The 16,488-nt window shown below is 37.1% G+C and carries 12 protein-coding genes; 8 read left to right on the top strand and 4 right to left on the bottom strand.

Going from position 1 to position 16,488, the window contains the following annotated elements:
• Positions 1 to 21: 21 nt before the first annotated feature.
• Positions 22 to 3,207: a tetratricopeptide repeat protein gene (locus GQR60_RS04810; RefSeq protein ID WP_124991841.1), complete on the bottom strand. Its 3,186-nt coding sequence runs from the start codon at positions 3,205 to 3,207 to the stop codon at positions 22 to 24.
• Positions 3,208 to 3,474: 267 nt separating this feature from the next.
• On the opposite strand from GQR60_RS04810, the gene GQR60_RS04805 reads away from it, so the two are divergent.
• The 3 genes from GQR60_RS04805 to GQR60_RS04795 all read left to right on the top strand — a co-directional run bounded on the left by GQR60_RS04805 (position 3,475) and on the right by GQR60_RS04795 (position 5,476).
• Entirely contained in the window at positions 3,475 to 4,188 is a 714-nt protein-coding gene (locus tag GQR60_RS04805) for a cell division ATP-binding protein FtsE (RefSeq protein ID WP_124991840.1), read from the top strand.
• A gap of 58 nt (positions 4,189 to 4,246) precedes the next feature.
• The gene (locus GQR60_RS04800) at positions 4,247 to 4,927 is read left to right on the top strand and encodes a rhomboid family intramembrane serine protease (protein ID WP_156195610.1); all 681 of its coding nucleotides are present in this window, start codon (positions 4,247 to 4,249) and stop codon (positions 4,925 to 4,927) included.
• A gap of 66 nt (positions 4,928 to 4,993) precedes the next feature.
• A complete protein-coding gene (locus GQR60_RS04795; RefSeq protein ID WP_124991838.1) occupies positions 4,994 to 5,476 on the top strand; it encodes a hypothetical protein in 483 nt (160 codons plus the stop codon).
• Positions 5,477 to 5,629: 153 nt separating this feature from the next.
• Here GQR60_RS04795 and GQR60_RS04790 read toward each other — a convergent pair whose 3' ends face one another.
• Complete coding sequence (locus GQR60_RS04790; RefSeq protein ID WP_124991837.1) at positions 5,630 to 6,430, bottom strand: M48 family metallopeptidase; 801 nt, start codon at positions 6,428 to 6,430, stop codon at positions 5,630 to 5,632.
• 198 nt (positions 6,431 to 6,628) lie between these two features.
• Positions 6,629 to 8,749, bottom strand: coding sequence for a thioredoxin domain-containing protein (locus GQR60_RS04785; protein ID WP_124991836.1), 2,121 nt, complete (start codon positions 8,747 to 8,749; stop codon positions 6,629 to 6,631).
• A gap of 1,103 nt (positions 8,750 to 9,852) precedes the next feature.
• On the opposite strand from GQR60_RS04785, the gene GQR60_RS04780 reads away from it, so the two are divergent.
• The 5 genes from GQR60_RS04780 to GQR60_RS04760 all read left to right on the top strand — a co-directional run bounded on the left by GQR60_RS04780 (position 9,853) and on the right by GQR60_RS04760 (position 14,617).
• Entirely contained in the window at positions 9,853 to 10,986 is a 1,134-nt protein-coding gene (locus GQR60_RS04780; RefSeq protein WP_124991835.1) for a helix-turn-helix domain-containing protein, read from the top strand.
• Complete coding sequence (locus tag GQR60_RS04775; RefSeq protein ID WP_124991834.1) at positions 10,976 to 11,551, top strand: hypothetical protein; 576 nt, start codon at positions 10,976 to 10,978, stop codon at positions 11,549 to 11,551. Before GQR60_RS04780 ends, GQR60_RS04775 begins: the two co-directional genes overlap by 11 nt.
• Positions 11,552 to 11,741: 190 nt before the next feature.
• Complete coding sequence (locus GQR60_RS04770) at positions 11,742 to 12,689, top strand: hypothetical protein (protein WP_124991833.1); 948 nt, start codon at positions 11,742 to 11,744, stop codon at positions 12,687 to 12,689.
• 145 nt (positions 12,690 to 12,834) lie between these two features.
• Positions 12,835 to 12,975, top strand: coding sequence for a hypothetical protein (locus tag GQR60_RS04765; RefSeq protein WP_154675799.1), 141 nt, complete (start codon positions 12,835 to 12,837; stop codon positions 12,973 to 12,975).
• A 322-nt stretch (positions 12,976 to 13,297) separates the two neighbouring features.
• On the top strand, positions 13,298 to 14,617 hold the full coding sequence (locus GQR60_RS04760) for a serine hydrolase domain-containing protein (protein WP_124991832.1): 1,320 nt from the start codon (positions 13,298 to 13,300) through the stop codon (positions 14,615 to 14,617).
• Between the two features lie 57 nt (positions 14,618 to 14,674).
• Here the strand turns inward: GQR60_RS04760 and ltrA are convergent, their stop codons facing one another.
• A complete protein-coding gene (gene ltrA / locus GQR60_RS04755) occupies positions 14,675 to 15,991 on the bottom strand; it encodes a group II intron reverse transcriptase/maturase (protein ID WP_124991831.1) in 1,317 nt (438 codons plus the stop codon).
• Between the last annotated feature and the right edge of the window lie 497 nt (positions 15,992 to 16,488).

Below are 16,488 nucleotides of genomic sequence, written 5' to 3'. Positions count from 1 at the left end.
CTTCTTTTTATTAGTGGTTATTTACTTAATATCTAATCTATTTAACATCTTCTCTAACATGATTCTCTCCTCATCTAGTTTAAGAGAATCTGTTTTTACAGAAGACTTTTCAAATAACTTATTGCTTTCGGTACTGTCGGCTCCTTCGAACTGAACCTTTACTTCATTATTGGTTATTTTCTCCTCGGCCTTTTTCTCACTGGCTAAAAGAACATCCAGTTTCGCCTGAGCTCTTTCAATAATCCCATCGTTCTTTACCGCATAATTATCAACAATACTTTGCAGGGTATATCGAGCCTGAAATGGATCATTCTTCTTCATAAACACATCCGACAGCAAAAGAAAACTTTCTGCCAGCCAGTATTGATGAGGAGAATTCATTTCTATGAACCCGTTAATTTCTTTTTCGGCCAAATCGTACTTACCATTCTCAAAATAAACTTTTGCCAACAGATATTTTGACTCTGCCCCTTCGACACTCTGAGTTTCTTTGGCCAATTCTTTAAAATCGTTCGATGCCGCGACTGTATTCCCCAAATTCAAATAAGATTTGCCTCGTTTGTACTTCGCTTCCCGGATTAGCTCTTCCTTCGATTTGGCTGCCTCGAGCACATCGTTCGCCGCCTGAATGGTATTTTCATACTCCTTTAAACTATACACCGATCGCATGTATCCCACTTTGGCCAATTTCACATTCTCCGGAATCTCGGCCATTTGTGTCAATCTCGAAAATTGTTTCTTCGCCTGAGAGTAATTCTTATTTCTGTAGTTTAATTGCGATGAAGCCAGCAAAGCCCTTTCTGTAAACAAGTTGTTTGGACGATTCAGCACCTGTTCGAATCCGGCAAGTGCCTCATCGAATTTTTGCTGATTTAAAGCTGCATCTGCTTTGTAGAATTGCGCATTTAACTGAAACATTCCATTTGGGAAATTGGATAAATACTCATTCAATGCATTTGTACCTCGCCCGGTATCGCCTGACATGTACAATCGTTCGGCTGAAATATACGAAAGAGAATCTTTCTCTGAACTTCGAATTGCTCCACCTCCTTTAAACGACTCTGCGAACGCAAAATAGTCCTTCACATTATTCATATCAACATAAACATTCTTTAGTCCGATAAAGGCACTTTTCTTTTCTTCGCTTTGCGGATAATTTAAAACCACCTCTTTGTACGCACTAATCGCTTTTTGATATTCTTTTGCATTGTAATTGAGCTGTCCTAACTGCAGCAATGATTTAGGAGCATAACTGCTATTCGGAAATTTGCCTGCCAATTCTTTATAAATAGATACGGCAGCTGCCTGATCGTCCAGCTTCACTTTTGCATTGGCCAATTCGAACAATGCATCATCTAAATATTCCGAATCGGGATAAAAAGTACGTATTTGCTCCAGCAATTGTGCCTTTTCGCTTGTGTTGCCCATTAATCCAACCGAAAGAGCCTGCTGATACAATGCATAATCTGTATCCCATTTGTTGGCAATTGCTGATTTCCGGTAATATTCGGCCGCATTTTTATAATCTCTGTTCAAAAAGAAACAATCACCAATGCGGTTGCAGGCATCCGAAACAAAAGTGCTTTTTTTGTCGGATTGATTGACAAACTTGCGGAACCAATCGGAAGCTTCACTGTAGTTATCCTGTTCGAAGTAAGCATATGCAATATTGTAATAGGCACGCTCGTAATATTCCGAAGAACCGGAACCCGGTGACAATAAAAACTCGTTATAAAGAGTCGTTGCCTTAGCAAATTCACCCATTCTGTAATAAGCTTCTGCTTTCCAGTAGATGCATTCGGCTGCAATCTGGGAATTATAAATTTTGTATTGCAAAGCGGCATCAAAAGATTCGATTGCCTTGCTGTAATTCAACTGCTTCATCAACTCTAAACCACGCAGCCAGGAAACTCTTTGGTAAGCTCTTTTAATCTCCGGAGTTTTGTTTGCAATTTTATCCATAGAAAGTAACGCATCGCCATAATTCTTAGTAGTCATGTACACTTTCACCAGATAATCGTAAGCTTCATCATTACGATCAGAGTCAGGATAGTTCTGTAAATATTCATCGAAAGCCTTTATGGTCTCGTTAAAAGGCGAATAAGAAAGCTCGTAAGTCAATTTTGCAAAATTAAACAAAGCATCCTGTTGCATATTTTTATCGAAATCCATTCGGGCAGTAGTTGCAAAAGCAACTTTAGCTCCTTGTTTATCTCCCAATTGCAGAGAACAATCTGCCAGACAATAATTGGCAACCATCAGCAACTCATCATTTTCGCCGCCAACTCTCTCAAATTGCTCAACTGCTTCCCCATATTTCTTTTGCTTGTAAAGACAATATCCGTAAGCAAACTTATCCTCACGCGAAAAGCTTTTCTTTCCTTTATCCAGAAATAGAATTGCCTTTTGGTATTCTTTTAACTGGTAATGAGAAAGTCCGATCATCTTCGCAATTTCGTCGCTTCGTGTTACCGAGGCATCATCTAAAAATTGCGGAGCATATTCAATTACCTTCGCATATTTCTCCTGCAGGTAATAAATTTGCGTGATGTAGTAAGGAACAATCGGCTGAAAGGTTTTATTCTTAATCAGCTTTTCAAACCCATTCAGTGCAGTTTGATAATTCCCGTTTAAATAGGCAATGTGAGCATAGTAGTAATTTGCCGGAGCATTATATTCTCCCGACACTTCGATAATATCGAAAAAGAATTGTCTGGCCTCTTCATATTTCTTTTCTACAAAATAAGAATAGCCCATTTTAAACTGATATTCGGTTCGCTGATCAGAATTTAAAGCATAAACATCAACCTTTTTAAACCATTCCAAAGCATCCTTGTATTTCTTACTTTGATACTGCTGTCTTCCCAACTGAAAATAAGCAGCCTGTTTTAAATTACTCTCCGGATGTTTCTGAATAAAAGATTTCATTTCCTCTTCGGCCTCCGGACGAAAAAGTTCGATGGAACACCAGGCCATATAAAAATCAGCTTTGGTGGCTCGATCAGAATAAGCATCCTTCTCCATTTGAATAAAATCGGCGAATTCGTGTCTGGCTCCGCCATAATTTTTGTTTTGGAACATTTCCATGGCCGATTGCCAAACTTGATTACTGCTTTTAAGGGGTAATGATTTTTGGGCCTGAACTGTAAATCCCAAACATAAAAAAAACAGGAAAGTCAAAATCCACAAACTATATTTATTTCTCATATCTTCGTTGCGTGTGTAGGTATAACAAGTTAAAAAAACGTTGAATATCCAAGCCTTTCAGTGGCTGATTTCCGAATCAGATTCAACTCATAAAATCAGGCCTAAAGGTATAAATAATCTGTAAGCTTATTGTATTTCAAACGGTGGAAAGAAAGAAAAATTGCACTCTGTTTTGATAAAGAAAAGAGCAATAAAAAACCTTCTGCCGAAATAATTTTTTAGATTTGTATGTCAACACACAATTTGAATCCTAAAAAAACGAAATACATGACCAAATCTCCTATCATTGAACTTAAAAATGCAGTTATCCGCCAGGCAGATAATATTATTTTAACAGACGTTAGTTTGGAAATTGAAAAAGGAGAATTTGTTTACATCATAGGAAAAGTGGGCAGCGGCAAAACCAGTTTAATGAAAACCTTATACGCCGATCTGCCAATAAAAGAAGGAGGTGGTTCGGTTGCCGGATTTTATCTTCCTATCATCAAAACCAAACAAGTTCCTTTTTTAAGACGAAAAATTGGTATCGTATTTCAGGATTTTCAATTGTTAACCGATCGTAATGTTCATTCTAATCTGGAATTTGTTTTGAAAGCTACCGGCTGGAAAAACAAAAAAGAGATTGACCATAGAATAGAGGAAGTTTTGAGCAAAGTAAAAATGGGCAAGAAAGGATATAAAATGCCGCATGAGCTTTCGGGAGGAGAACAGCAGCGAATCGTTATTGCCCGTGCCTTACTCAACTCTCCGGATATTATTTTAGCCGATGAGCCAACTGGTAATCTTGACCCCGAAACATCGGATGAATTGGCTGAATTGCTTATGGATATCAGTAAAAACGGGCGGACTATTGTGATGGCAACACATCAGCACGATTTGCTGAAAAAATTTCCTGCCCGTACGCTTGAATGCATCAACGGAAAAGTTGTTGAAATTTCGAATCCAAAAACCGATGAAGAAATAGAGATTGAATTGGATTAAAACATCAGAAAACACCCCAAACCCCTAAAGGGGCTTCACTACTTATAAGTGCGGAATTTTGCGAGAAACCAGACCATACAATAAGGATTTTGAAAAATTGAGGCTAAAGCACAGTTTGATTTTTCCGCTCGCTTTTGTTTTTTTGATTTGGGCTGTTAAAATATTTGAATGGGGACTTGACCTTAATTTGTATTATCTGGGAATTTTCCCTTTGCACGCAAAAGGTTTATTGGGGATTCTCACCAGTCCGTTAATTCATAAGGATTTTAGTCATTTAATGGCCAACACAATTCCCTTTTTTGTTTTAAGTTGGGGCATCTTCTATTTCTATCGTCCGCTTTCGTACCAGATATTTATACTGTGTTATCTTACAACAAACATTCTGGTTTGGCTGGGCGCACGCGAAGCCTATCATATTGGTGCCAGCGGATTGGTTTACGCTTTTGCATCTTTCCTGTTTTTTAGCGGAATTATCCGCAATCACTATCGTTTAATTGCTATCTCTTTTATTGTGGCTTTTCTGTATGGCAGCTTATTTTGGGGCGTGTTCCCAATTCTAACTGATGTTTCGTGGGAAGGTCATTTGTTTGGTGGTTTCTCTGGAATGATTTACGCCTTGGCTTACCGAAACCAAGGGCCGAAAAAACCTGCAATTATTATTCCCGAAGATGATGACTCGATTCCTGAGGAAATTTGGAATTCGGAGGATTTTGAAGATAAGGAAGTGTTGAGGAAATGAGCAGTTAAAAAAATAAGGAAAAAGACTAAAGGAGTGAAAGAGAGAGGGGAAATTAAATGCAAACCGATGAAAAATTACACATCCAACAATTATTACCTTAGTGATTATCTTTCAGCCATACTGATACCTATAATTCTTATTGGTGCATTATCTTATTTTCTTAGAGATAACATTATATTTCCGGTAATTGGTACAGCACTACTAATTCCTCTATTATTAGTTGCCTGCCTGATATTTAAGAGACTGATGAAAATTGAATTCCAAGACAATTTCATTACCGTTACTTATAAATTCTCTCGAAAAATAATTCAAATAAAATACTCTGAGATACATGAATTAACACACATTTCGGCTTATCGAGGAACCAGCCGTACTATTTTTAAATATCAACAAAACAGATTCAAAAAAATAACCACGACTTCTGTTCTTTCAGATCAAGACTTTCATGAATTCATGATTTGGTTGAAATCCAAAAATGAAAATATCGAATTTAAATTTCTCCCATCAGATTCATTGGTGAAAGAAAGATATTTGAATCAACCAAAATAAAAAGACCTCACCCTATTCCTCTTCTTTAAGGAAATGAGAACATGGCTTCGAAAACCTTCGCAATATTCTCAGAAATTGAATAAAAAAATGGCATCCTCACTTGTTGTGAGAACGCCATAAATTTTTAAACAGTTTCTTATATGCTGCAGATTATTATTTCTTGTAATACTTCATTGCTTCAGGCAAGTATGCTTGCAAATCTTTTACACGGGTTGCATCGGCAGGATGAGTTGATAAAAATTCCGGTGGTTTTTGGCCTCCGCTCTCTCCCATTCGTTTCCAAAAATCGATTGCTTCAGCAGGATTGTATCCGGCCATAGCCATAAAAATCAAACCCATTTTATCGGCTTCACTTTCGTGAGAACGCGAGAAGGGAAGCATGACCCCAACATTAGCACCAACACCAAAGGCAGTCATCCAAATTTGTTGTGTTTCGGCAGGCTTTTCATTTAAAGCCATTGACAATCCGGTACCTAAAGCCTGAATTCCCATTTGCTGACTCATTCTTTCGTTACCATGACGTGCAATAGCATGTGCAATTTCATGTCCCATAACAACAGCCATACCGGTTTCGGTTTGTGTGTAAGGTAAAATTCCTGTGTAGAACACCACTTTTCCGCCAGGCATACACCAAGCATTTGGAGTTTCATCTTCAACCAGGTTGAACTCCCAAACAAAATTTGCAATGCGGTCGCTCATGCCGTTATCATTCATAAATTTTTCCACTGCGGCAGAAATTCGGGCACCGCAGGCTTTTACCATTGCCGATTGCTCTTTGTTATCGGAAAGCTTACTTTCCTTTAAAAAGGCATCGTATTGAGTTAAACTGGTAGCAATCATTTCTGTTTCGGGAAACAGATTCATTTGTTTTCTTCCGGTAATGGGCACAGTTGCACATGCAATTGCAAACAACAAAAAACCCGAAAGCAAAATGGTACGCCTGTTTTTCTTCATCATTTTCTTATTTTGATTTTAATAATTGGTTCTTTAAAAATTTATTTCCAATAAACTCAACGCTTACAGGTCTTCGACGCTGTCAGGTTTCAATTAAATTAATTCGCTCAACACTTCATATCCATTATTCTATTCTCAGGGCCTTGCCCTGAGCTGAAATAGTAAAGCCCTTCAGGCTTACAAAACAATCACTGTTTACTAATAACTGTTCTCTGCCTCCAGTTGTTTTAACAGATCACCGACCTTCGTAACAGGCCGTTTGCAGGTATGATTTTTACAAAGATAGAAAGTTGTTTGCCCATTTACATATCTATTTTGAAGCAAAGGCAAACTGCTTTCGGTTTTGCTCCCTGAAATCAAGACATTGGGTAAAAATAATTCTTCAATTTTCCGTTTCTGAACTATCGCATCTTCTCCGGCAACAACAATTTCGATGAGTGGATTTGCCAACCAAAAATACAACTGTCCCCAATTGGAATGATAGGAGATTGCCTTTTCGAGACGTGGTTTTACATTGGCAAGCATCTGTGCAGAACGCTCAACATATCGGCTGTTTCCCAAATAATTTCCTACTAAAAACAAGCTTTTGGCAATGGATGAATTGGATGAGGGAATTACATTATCGAGCAATTCCATTTTACGGGCAATCAAATCCGGATCCTCGTCGGATGTGTAAAAAAACATGCCCGACTGCTCATCGGAAAAATGAAGGATAACATGCCCGAGCAAATCGTTGGCTTTCAGCAGCCATTTCTCGTTAAAAGTTGCCTGATAAAGTGCAGTAAAAGCCTCGATAGTGAAACTGTAATCGTCTAAAAATCCGTTTATTTTCGAATTCCCATCTTTATAATTACGATGCAAATGCGCTTTTCCTTTCCAAAGGTATTTTTGAATGAACTCAGCATTTTTAATGGCTCTGTTCAAATATTTTTCGTCACCTAAAGCCTTGTAAGCATCTACATATCCTTTCAGCATTAGTGCATTCCAGCTGGTTAATGATTTATCGTCCAAACCAGGGCGGATCCTGCCCTTTCTTCTCTCCAAAAGAGCTCTTCTCCCCTTCTCCAAAACTTCGTCCAGTTTCTTTACGGATATTTCATACTTATCGGCCAATGCCTTTTTATCAGTCTGAATCATCAATATGTTTCCTTCCTCCCAATTGGCCCGGTCGGTAATGCCGTAATACTCACAAAACAGTTCGGATTGACCACCCAAAAGCTGATCGACCTCAGACTTTTCCCACACATAAAATTTCCCTTCCACCCCTTCGCTGTCGGCATCGAGCGAGGAATAAAAGCCACCTTCGGGCAAACTTAATTCCCTATCGGTAAACTCCAAAGTTTGCTGAATTACCTGTTTGTATTCAGGAATTTTAGTGAGCTGATAGGCCTCGGCATACAAACTAACCAACTGCCCGTTGTCGTAAAGCATTTTTTCGAAGTGCGGCACTTTCCAAATGGCATCTACCGAATATCGGGCAAAACCTCCGCCCACCTGATCGTAAATACCACCCATGGCCATTTTATCGAGCGTAAGCGTTACATGATTAAGCGCCGGCTGATTTTTTGTAAAATAATAGTAGCGCAGTAAAAACTGAAGGGAATTGGGCAATGGGAATTTTGGCGCCCAATTGTTTCCCCCTTCACGGGTATCGAATTCGGATTCCCACTGGCGAAAGGCTTTTTCTAAATCTGCGGCAGCAAACCGGGATACCTCTTCTTTTACTGCAATTATTTCGTTTTCACGGATTCCCCCGGCCAACTGATCGGCCACCTTCTTTACTTTATCCTGTTCGTTGATCCATGCATTTTGAATTCCTTTCAGCACATTCATCCAATTATCAGCAGGAAAGTAAGTGCCTCCAAAAAACGGTTTTCCACCGGGCATGGCAAAACAGTTCAAAGGCCAGCCACCACTGCCGGTCATCATTTGCACGGCATCCATGTAGATCTGATCGATATCGGGCCGCTCCTCGCGGTCGACTTTTATGCAGACAAAAAATTCGTTCATCAGCCTGGCAACCTCCTCGTTCTCGAAGCTCTCGCGCTCCATTACATGACACCAATGACAGGCGGCATAACCAATGCTCACCAATATAGGTTTGTTCTCTTTTTTGGCTTTGGCTAAAGCCTCTGCGCCCCACGGATACCAATTCACAGGATTGTGTGCATGCTGCAGTAAATAAGGACTATTCTCCTTTATTAAATGATTTGTATGTGTGTGATTCATTGTTTGATCGTGATTTTGAGAACGAGCCAGACTTACTTTTACAAGCACAAGCGATAAAAGCAGCACTACCCGTATCAATTTAATCCTCATCGTTTCCCTTGTTTTTAAAGCAAACTAAAGATAGAAATTATTTTTAATGATTTTAAATAAGAATGCAACAAACGGGTTGCTGCAAACGAATAAAATCGTATCAATTTATAAACCCACAGCACCTGTTCGGATTGTATAGGAACAGGCTTTTTTTAGATCTGATTGTTCGCACTGCAATTTTGCAGACAAATTTCTCTCAATCAATATCAATAGTGATAAAACCTGACAAATTGATTTTTTACCCCGTGCTAATAGTAGCAAAGCATGAAAAAATGATTTTTTGCTTCATGCTAATTGTAGCAAAGCCCGAAAAATTGGTTTTTTGCACCGTACTAATAGTAGCAAAGCATAAAAAATTGATTTTTTGCCCAATGTACAAAGTACAATGCACGAAAACTTGAATTTTGACTCAATGTACTGAATACAAAGCCTGAAAACTTGAGTTTTGACTCAATGCACTGAGTACAAAACTTGAAAACTTGAGTTTTGACACAATGTACTGAGTGCAAAGCTTAAAAACTTGAGTTTTTGCCCGATGTACTCAGTACAAAACAAAAAATGATAGTTTGAAAACTCAATAAATACAAAAACAAATCAGTCTTTGAAATATTTTAATTTCAGCGGGCTAAAGCCAAACTGCAACAGATGAAAAAACAACTCTCCTATTTGTCTCCCGTCCCGTTCAGAAAGCCTTTTTTATGCAATAATTCTTAAAGCCTGCAAGTTGGCAACTTTGACAGCTTGAATCTTTGTTTCGGTTTAGTACTTGATACCAAATTGGCTATAGTGTGAGCTATAAAGCTAAATGGTATAAGCTCGCGAATCTGTTTTACGCTTGAATACTGAAGAACAATCAGTTTGATTTTTCATTCAATACATTATTGCCACAAAATTATTTCTAAACAGCACAAAAGTATTGATTATAATTTGCTAAGTTTGGTATTGTAAAATTGAAAAAGGTGCACAATACACCCCAATACGGCATGTATTGTGCACCTTTTCATCTGATATAGCAGAAATAAGTGCACCCATAGTGCACAATTTAACAAGTTAGGTTGCATTAAAAATAATACTCGTGCTATCATGAAAGAAAATTCAAAAATATGCCTATAGATAGAGTTTCATTAGGAAAAAAACTAATTCGCTGTAGAGAAAATCTTGACCTTGAAATATCAAATGTTTCAGAAAAGATTGGAATACCTGTTCACCGTTTGGAGTCAATAGAGACAGGTAATACGGAACCAACTGGCGATGAAATATTAATTTTTGCTGATTTTTACAGGCAAGATTATAAGTATTTTATTAGTAATGAAAGATTATCGGCATCTGAACAAGTTGAAGTATTATATCGGAAGTTTGGTGATGATTTTTCAAAAGAAGATAGGTGGGCAATCCAAGAATTTATCTTTTTATGCGAAAACGAACAAGACATATTAAGCTACCTAGATTATAAAAAAACAGATTTCATAGCACCAAAGTATTCTAATGTATACAAAACACAGGGAACAGAAACAGCTGAAAAACTTAGAGGTTTCCTAGGATATAAAGATGATGAGCTGTATTCTGATTTATTTTCTGAGTTTAGGAAAATTGGATTACATATTTTTCGTAGAAGACTTAATAACTCAAAAATATCAGGTTTATTTATTAAACATCCGATTGCTGGAAAATGTATTTTAGTCAATTATGACGATGATACATATAGGCAAAACTTTACACTCTCTCATGAAGTATGTCATGCATTATTAGATGATGAAGTTGATTTTAATGTTTCGTTTAAAAACGAAAAAAACTATAGAGAAATTCGAGCCAATAATTTTGCTAGTAGTTTTTTGATTCCTAAAAGCCATATTGAAAGATTAAGGACTGTAACTTGGAATGACGAATTAGTTTTAAAAGTAGCAAAACAATTAAAAGTTAACGTTCAAACTTTGCTAATTGCATTGAAATCTAATAATTGTATTACGAAACACCAATATGACAAGTATATTTCTCTCAAAATTCCTAGAATGCAAAAAGATGATTTTGAATTAAATGGGATATCAGCTACAATTCAATCATCAAAGAAAACACTATTAGAAAAAGGTTTATCTACATTTTACGTTCGAAATAGCCATGAAGCATATAAAAAAGGGCACATTTCATCAGGAAAACTAGCTGAAATTCTACTAGTAGACGAATCGGAGTTGACTTATATTTTAGACTTGTTTAAACTGAAATTGGATTATGAATATTGATATAACAGAGTTTAAGAAAATAAATGTGATTGATACTTGCGCTATTGATAATCTCCTTTCTTCTACAACATTGTACCGTGCTGCTCGGTCTTCCAATTGCAGCTTTTGTTATACAAAATTTGTTGAGTATGAAATGTTGTATAAGAGCAGAAAGAAATTAGATGAAAAATCCAAAGAGCTTCAACAGAAGCTTAAGGATGAGACGAGCGCAAGACGGTTTGAATGCCATAATTTGAGTATTGATGACTTGCAAGAAATTGAAATCCTAGAACAACGGAAACGATTAGGGGGTGGAGAATTATCAAGTATTGCATTTGCAAAAAAAATAAATCAGAATTTCATGACAGATGATTCAAAAGCAAGAAAGTTAGGGATTTCCGTTTTGGGTAAAACAAGAGTTCAGACAACTCCACACTTGGTTGGATGGTTATTTTATAACCGAGATTTAATAGATAGTGATTTTTCTGTAATTATCTCCGAACATAAGGAATATAGAAGACCTTTAAGTAAATATTTTGAGGAGGCTTATCATGAAAGTTTGAGAATTAGAAGTATGAGTAAATAACGCAACCTAACAATGGCTCATAAAGCATAGCTTGCCGCAGGCGCAACACAAGCTACGCTTCATAGTCTGGTCGTTACCAGCAATTATGAAAACTGCTATCTACATATTATTAAGCTTTTTACCGTGTTTTGTATTTGGACAGGACTATCCCAAAATTGACACGTTGACCTATAGCGAAAATATCAGCCATGTGAGATATTTCATACAATACGACGGAGAAAAGGAGATGTTGTTGGAGACATATTGGTTCAATGAAATTGGGAAACATACAATTACTTACAGCGGATATGACGGCTTTGAATTATTCAAACAAACAAAAACAACCTTTGACTATGACACTTATGGTAATCTGTCCGAAACACAAAGCATATATTATATTAGTCCCAAAAATGACAGCATTGGCAAACTATACTCCAATGAAGCAAGAGAATATTTTCGCAAATACAATTCTATTGAGAAGTTAGATGAGAAATATCGCTCTTTGTATGAAAGAGTGAATCCCGAAAGTGTTGATTGGAATTCTGATTTGCCAATTTATGCAAAATTGATTTTTAAACGTAATACTTTAGGCAGAGACTCAATTATTGAAATATATAACACATTCGGTGACAAAATATATCTGGATGAGACTGTGTCATTTTTTTATGATAGTAAAAATAATCTTAAACGAAAAAAGTGGATGGACATTACCAATCCCAACATAATAGAATTTCAAGCATTCAGACCAAGTAGTACCGAGTTAGCAGACACAATAACGAAATTAACTGGTTCATATCAAGAGAAGACTCTCAACTATTTTAAAGATTCAATTGTGATACAATATTTTGCAAATGGAGAATTAACTGGTAACGAAATACAAATGACGGTCGACAACGGACAATTAAAAACAGAACTTACTTTAAATGCGAATGGTGACACTCTTTCATATTATAAAAGTGTTTATGATTCCGATAATCGTCTAAAGACTTGGCAAAGAATAATAGATACTGGATATGACGGATTTGGTTATACCATTGATTTGTCATTGGGCAATATTAAAAAGTATCAATACGATTTTAAAAACAGACTTTTACAAATTGACACTTATGAGAATGACAAACACATTTGTACTGAGCGATTTGAAATTAATAATAAATAACTGCTGGTAGTCGAGTAAGCTAGGGGAATTTCACCCCTAACTTCTCACAGAACCGTACGTGAATCTCTCAATTGGCTTCGCCGAACTTCGTTTCATACGGCTCTTATTATGCAGTCAATTCAATTTTAGGTTAACTGATAGCCTAATGTCCAATGATAAAATAGATTGGGATAACAATTACAGATATGCCTTAACCATCTCACAGCTAGTGCGCGATTTTATCGCGTTCCTTTATACTGGGAAAGAAGACAATTATTATCATGCGGTAAGTAATAATAAAGAATAAGTTTTCCATTTTATGCATCCTTAAAAACCACTATATTTAAAATTGAATTGTGCAGTTTAATTAATTTTTAGACAGACTGCCGTTAGGCTTCATGAATTCATCGATCGAAAAATAAATTTAACATGGAAACACCACCAGAGATATTTTATAAACCTGATTGGTCAACAATATTTGCTGGTTTAGCTCTACTTATATCATTTTTTGCACTTTATTTTGCAAAATTTAGTCGAGGAAAATTAATATTTCAAGGGTAATTTGAAGGTTAAAATTTACCGTTGGTCAGAATTTAAACGGAGATACTACATACCATTAATTATAGATAATGAAAAAAATATTTTTAGTAATACTGACTTTGGGTATTTTATGCCAAGTTGTTTTATCTCAAAACTTTAATAAAGACAAACTGGATGACTATTTCGATGTTCTTGAGTCAAATAATAAATTTATGGGCAGTGTTGCTGTTTCACAAAATGGTGAAATTATCTATTCAAAATCATTAGGATTTTCTGATTACGAGAAAAAGCTCAAAGCCAACGAAAGCACAAAATATGGTATAGGTTCCATATCGAAAACTTTTACTGCAGTATTGGTATTTAAAGGAGTTGAAGAGAAAAGAATAGACATAAATCAAACAATTAATAAGTATTTTCCAACAATTGAAAACTCCAATAAAATAACAATTGAAGATTTGCTCTATCACAGAAGTGGCATACATAATTTCACTGACGATAAAGATTATTTGACTTGGAATACTCAACCCAAGACAGAAAAAGAAATGGTAACAATTATCGCAAACAAAGGAAGTGATTTTGAACCAAACAGTAAGTCTCAATATAGTAATTCAAACTACATTCTATTAAGTTATATCCTTGAAAAGAGTTATCAGAAATCCTATGGAGAATTATTAAAAGAATATATTACTGCCCCAATCGGATTGAAAAACACCTATTTCGGAGAGACTGTTAATAATTCCAATAAAAAGTGTAATTCATACAGATATTTAGATAGATGGAAATTAGTCCCTGAAACGGATATTTCTGTTCCAATGGGAGCAGGAGGAATTGTTTCAACTCCTATAGACTTAGTAAAATTTAGTAACGCATTGTTTGACGGACAACTGCTAAATAGTGAGAGTCTAAAGAAAATGATGACTATTAAAGAAAATTTCGGAATAGGTTTGTTTCAAATTCCATTTTATAACAAAGTTGGTTTCGGTCATACTGGAGGCATTGATGGATTTACTTCCGTTTTTTCACATTTCTCAGATGGAGATATTTCCTATGCCTTAATTTCAAACGGAACAAACTATACCAATAATGATATCTCGATTTCTGTATTAAGCGCTGTTTATAATAAACCTTACGAAACCCCTACGTTTTCAACTATTGAAGTTAAATCTGAAGATTTAGATAAATATTTAGGAATTTACTCTTCTGCACAACTACCAATGAAAATAACAGTTACGAAAAATAACAATACACTAATAGCTCAAGCTACAGGACAATCATCATTTCCACTTGAAGCAACTGAAAAAGATAAGTTTAAATTTGACCAAGCAGGAATTGTTATGGAATTTAATCCTTCTGAAAAAACGATGATATTGAAACAAGGAGGAGGGCAATTTTTATTTACAAAAAATTAAAAACTACACACAATCGAATAGCCCGCCCCGCTAGTAATCACTAGCAGGGAGAGGCTTTCACACCACTGTACGTACGGGTCTCGTATACAGCGGTTCATTAAGTTGTGGGGAAATTTTCTTGTAAATGTCGAGCATAGATTCATAACCACGTTTCTGCAATCTTTCAAGGGTAATGGTCGTTCTCAGAATCGGACTCTGAGCTATCGCCCAACCACCCATTCGTGATCGACTCCATGCATAGGCTTGTCCTTGCTGAACGCCCAAGCGGATAAGGCTTCGCCTTTTCTTTTCGGGTTTCTTCCAATGGTGCCAAATGCAATATCTGAGTCTGTTGCGTATCCAACCATCAAGATCTTGAAGCTTGACTAAAATACTTGCCATACGGAAGTTATTTACCCAACCTTTTTGAACCTCTTTCAGTTTTTGAATGCGCTCTTCAAAGCTCATCGGTGTCGTTTTCCGAGTGATTGTTTTCAGCTTTTCTTTCAGTTTCTTCCAACTTTTGTCCGATACTACCAATTGATACTTACCCCGTTCACCTTTCTTGTAGGTCGGCACAAAACCGAAACCCAGAACGGTAAAATGAACAGGTCGCCGAATGCCACTCTTTTCCCGATTAATTGTCAACTTGAGTTTATTTCGTAAAAACTTGTAAACCTTGTTGCCTACTCGTCGGGCGGTAGCTTTCAATTTGGTATAAATACTAAAATCATCGGCGTAGCGGATGAATTTAAGTCCCTGTTTTTCCAGTTCCCGATCCAGTTCATGCAACATGATATTGGACAGTAACGGACTCAGTGGACTCCCCTGCGGTACACCTTTCCGACGTTTGACCAACCTGCCGTCGATTAAGATCGGGGCACGCAACCATTTGCGAATCAGGCGCATTGTGTCGCGGCATTTTACCTTACGATATAACAACTGCAACAAATGACAATGATCCACTTCGTCAAAAAAGGTCTTCAAATCAATATCAACGATATGCTGATAACCATCGTTGATGTATCCCTGAGCTTTTAGTACTGCCTGATGCAGACTCCGATTGGGTCTAAAACCAAAGCTAGAGTCCGAAAAATCGAACTCAAACTTTGCCGTGATAATTTGAAGTACAGCTTGCTGAAGCAAACGGTCGGTTACAGTCGGGATACCCAATAAGCGCATCTTCCCGTTTCCTTTTGGAATCTCAACTCCTAAAATGGCTTGAGGCAAATACTTACCCGAACGAACACTCTGTGTCAGTTCCGCTTTGTCAATTGACATCAGATCTGAGAGTTTAGTCACGGGCATACGATCAACTCCTGCTGAACCTTGGTTCTTCTGGACTTGATGCATCGCCCGCACCATATTCTTGCGTGTAAGTATTTGTTCAATCATTTTAATTTACTTTTTCTTTTCCCTGTTCCGCTTAACACAAAGCTAGAGCCTAAAAACAACAGCTTCTTTGCAACATTTGGAACAGCTTAACGTTCAGCCCTTCACTGCTCTGTGAGTCCTCCACAGTCTCTATTTGTGGCTCATGGTCTTACAGCTACTATGGCCTCTGCTGACTTCTCACCATAACCAACTCGTGGTTGATGAGATCTCCCTTGGTAAGGTAAATGTCCTTCCATCTAATCCTGCGGAATCTACATCGCTATCCTTTTGGTACTCGTGGGGCTTTGCAGTGATGTGCCTACTTACCCGAATAACAATGCCTCATATCCCGTTCCTGTTCGTCAGTTCAGACTTTTGCCGGTTGGCTTACTTCAGTGCATGGGTCAACCCAAACCACCTTGCCACTTGCTGATGCTTCCAGGAGTCACCCCAGTGCATAAGGGACTTGCACCCTCTGGACTTTCTTTTATAAAACTTAACATTATAAAAGAACTTTT

Source organism: Labilibaculum euxinicum (genome assembly GCF_009795715.1).
In the GTDB taxonomy this organism is placed as follows: Bacteria; Bacteroidota; Bacteroidia; order Bacteroidales; family Marinifilaceae; genus Labilibaculum; species Labilibaculum euxinus.
This window is presented reverse-complemented; position numbering and strand designations above follow the sequence as displayed.

Bases quoted from the DNA above. Each gene is read 5' to 3' on its own strand.
- GQR60_RS04810 (WP_124991841.1), bottom strand. From the start codon at position 3,207: ATGAGAAATAAATATAGTTTGTGGATTTTGACTTTCCTGTTTTTTTTA.
- GQR60_RS04805 (WP_124991840.1), top strand. From the start codon at position 3,475: ATGACCAAATCTCCTATCATTGAACTTAAAAATGCAGTTATCCGCCAG.
- GQR60_RS04795 (WP_124991838.1), top strand. From the start codon at position 4,994: ATGAAAAATTACACATCCAACAATTATTACCTTAGTGATTATCTTTCA.
- GQR60_RS04790 (WP_124991837.1), bottom strand. From the start codon at position 6,430: ATGAAGAAAAACAGGCGTACCATTTTGCTTTCGGGTTTTTTGTTGTTT.
- GQR60_RS04785 (WP_124991836.1), bottom strand. From the start codon at position 8,749: ATGAGGATTAAATTGATACGGGTAGTGCTGCTTTTATCGCTTGTGCTT.
- GQR60_RS04780 (WP_124991835.1), top strand. From the start codon at position 9,853: ATGCCTATAGATAGAGTTTCATTAGGAAAAAAACTAATTCGCTGTAGA.
- GQR60_RS04775 (WP_124991834.1), top strand. From the start codon at position 10,976: ATGAATATTGATATAACAGAGTTTAAGAAAATAAATGTGATTGATACT.
- GQR60_RS04765 (WP_154675799.1), top strand. From the start codon at position 12,835: ATGTCCAATGATAAAATAGATTGGGATAACAATTACAGATATGCCTTA.
- GQR60_RS04760 (WP_124991832.1), top strand. From the start codon at position 13,298: ATGAAAAAAATATTTTTAGTAATACTGACTTTGGGTATTTTATGCCAA.
- ltrA (WP_124991831.1), bottom strand. From the start codon at position 15,991: ATGATTGAACAAATACTTACACGCAAGAATATGGTGCGGGCGATGCAT.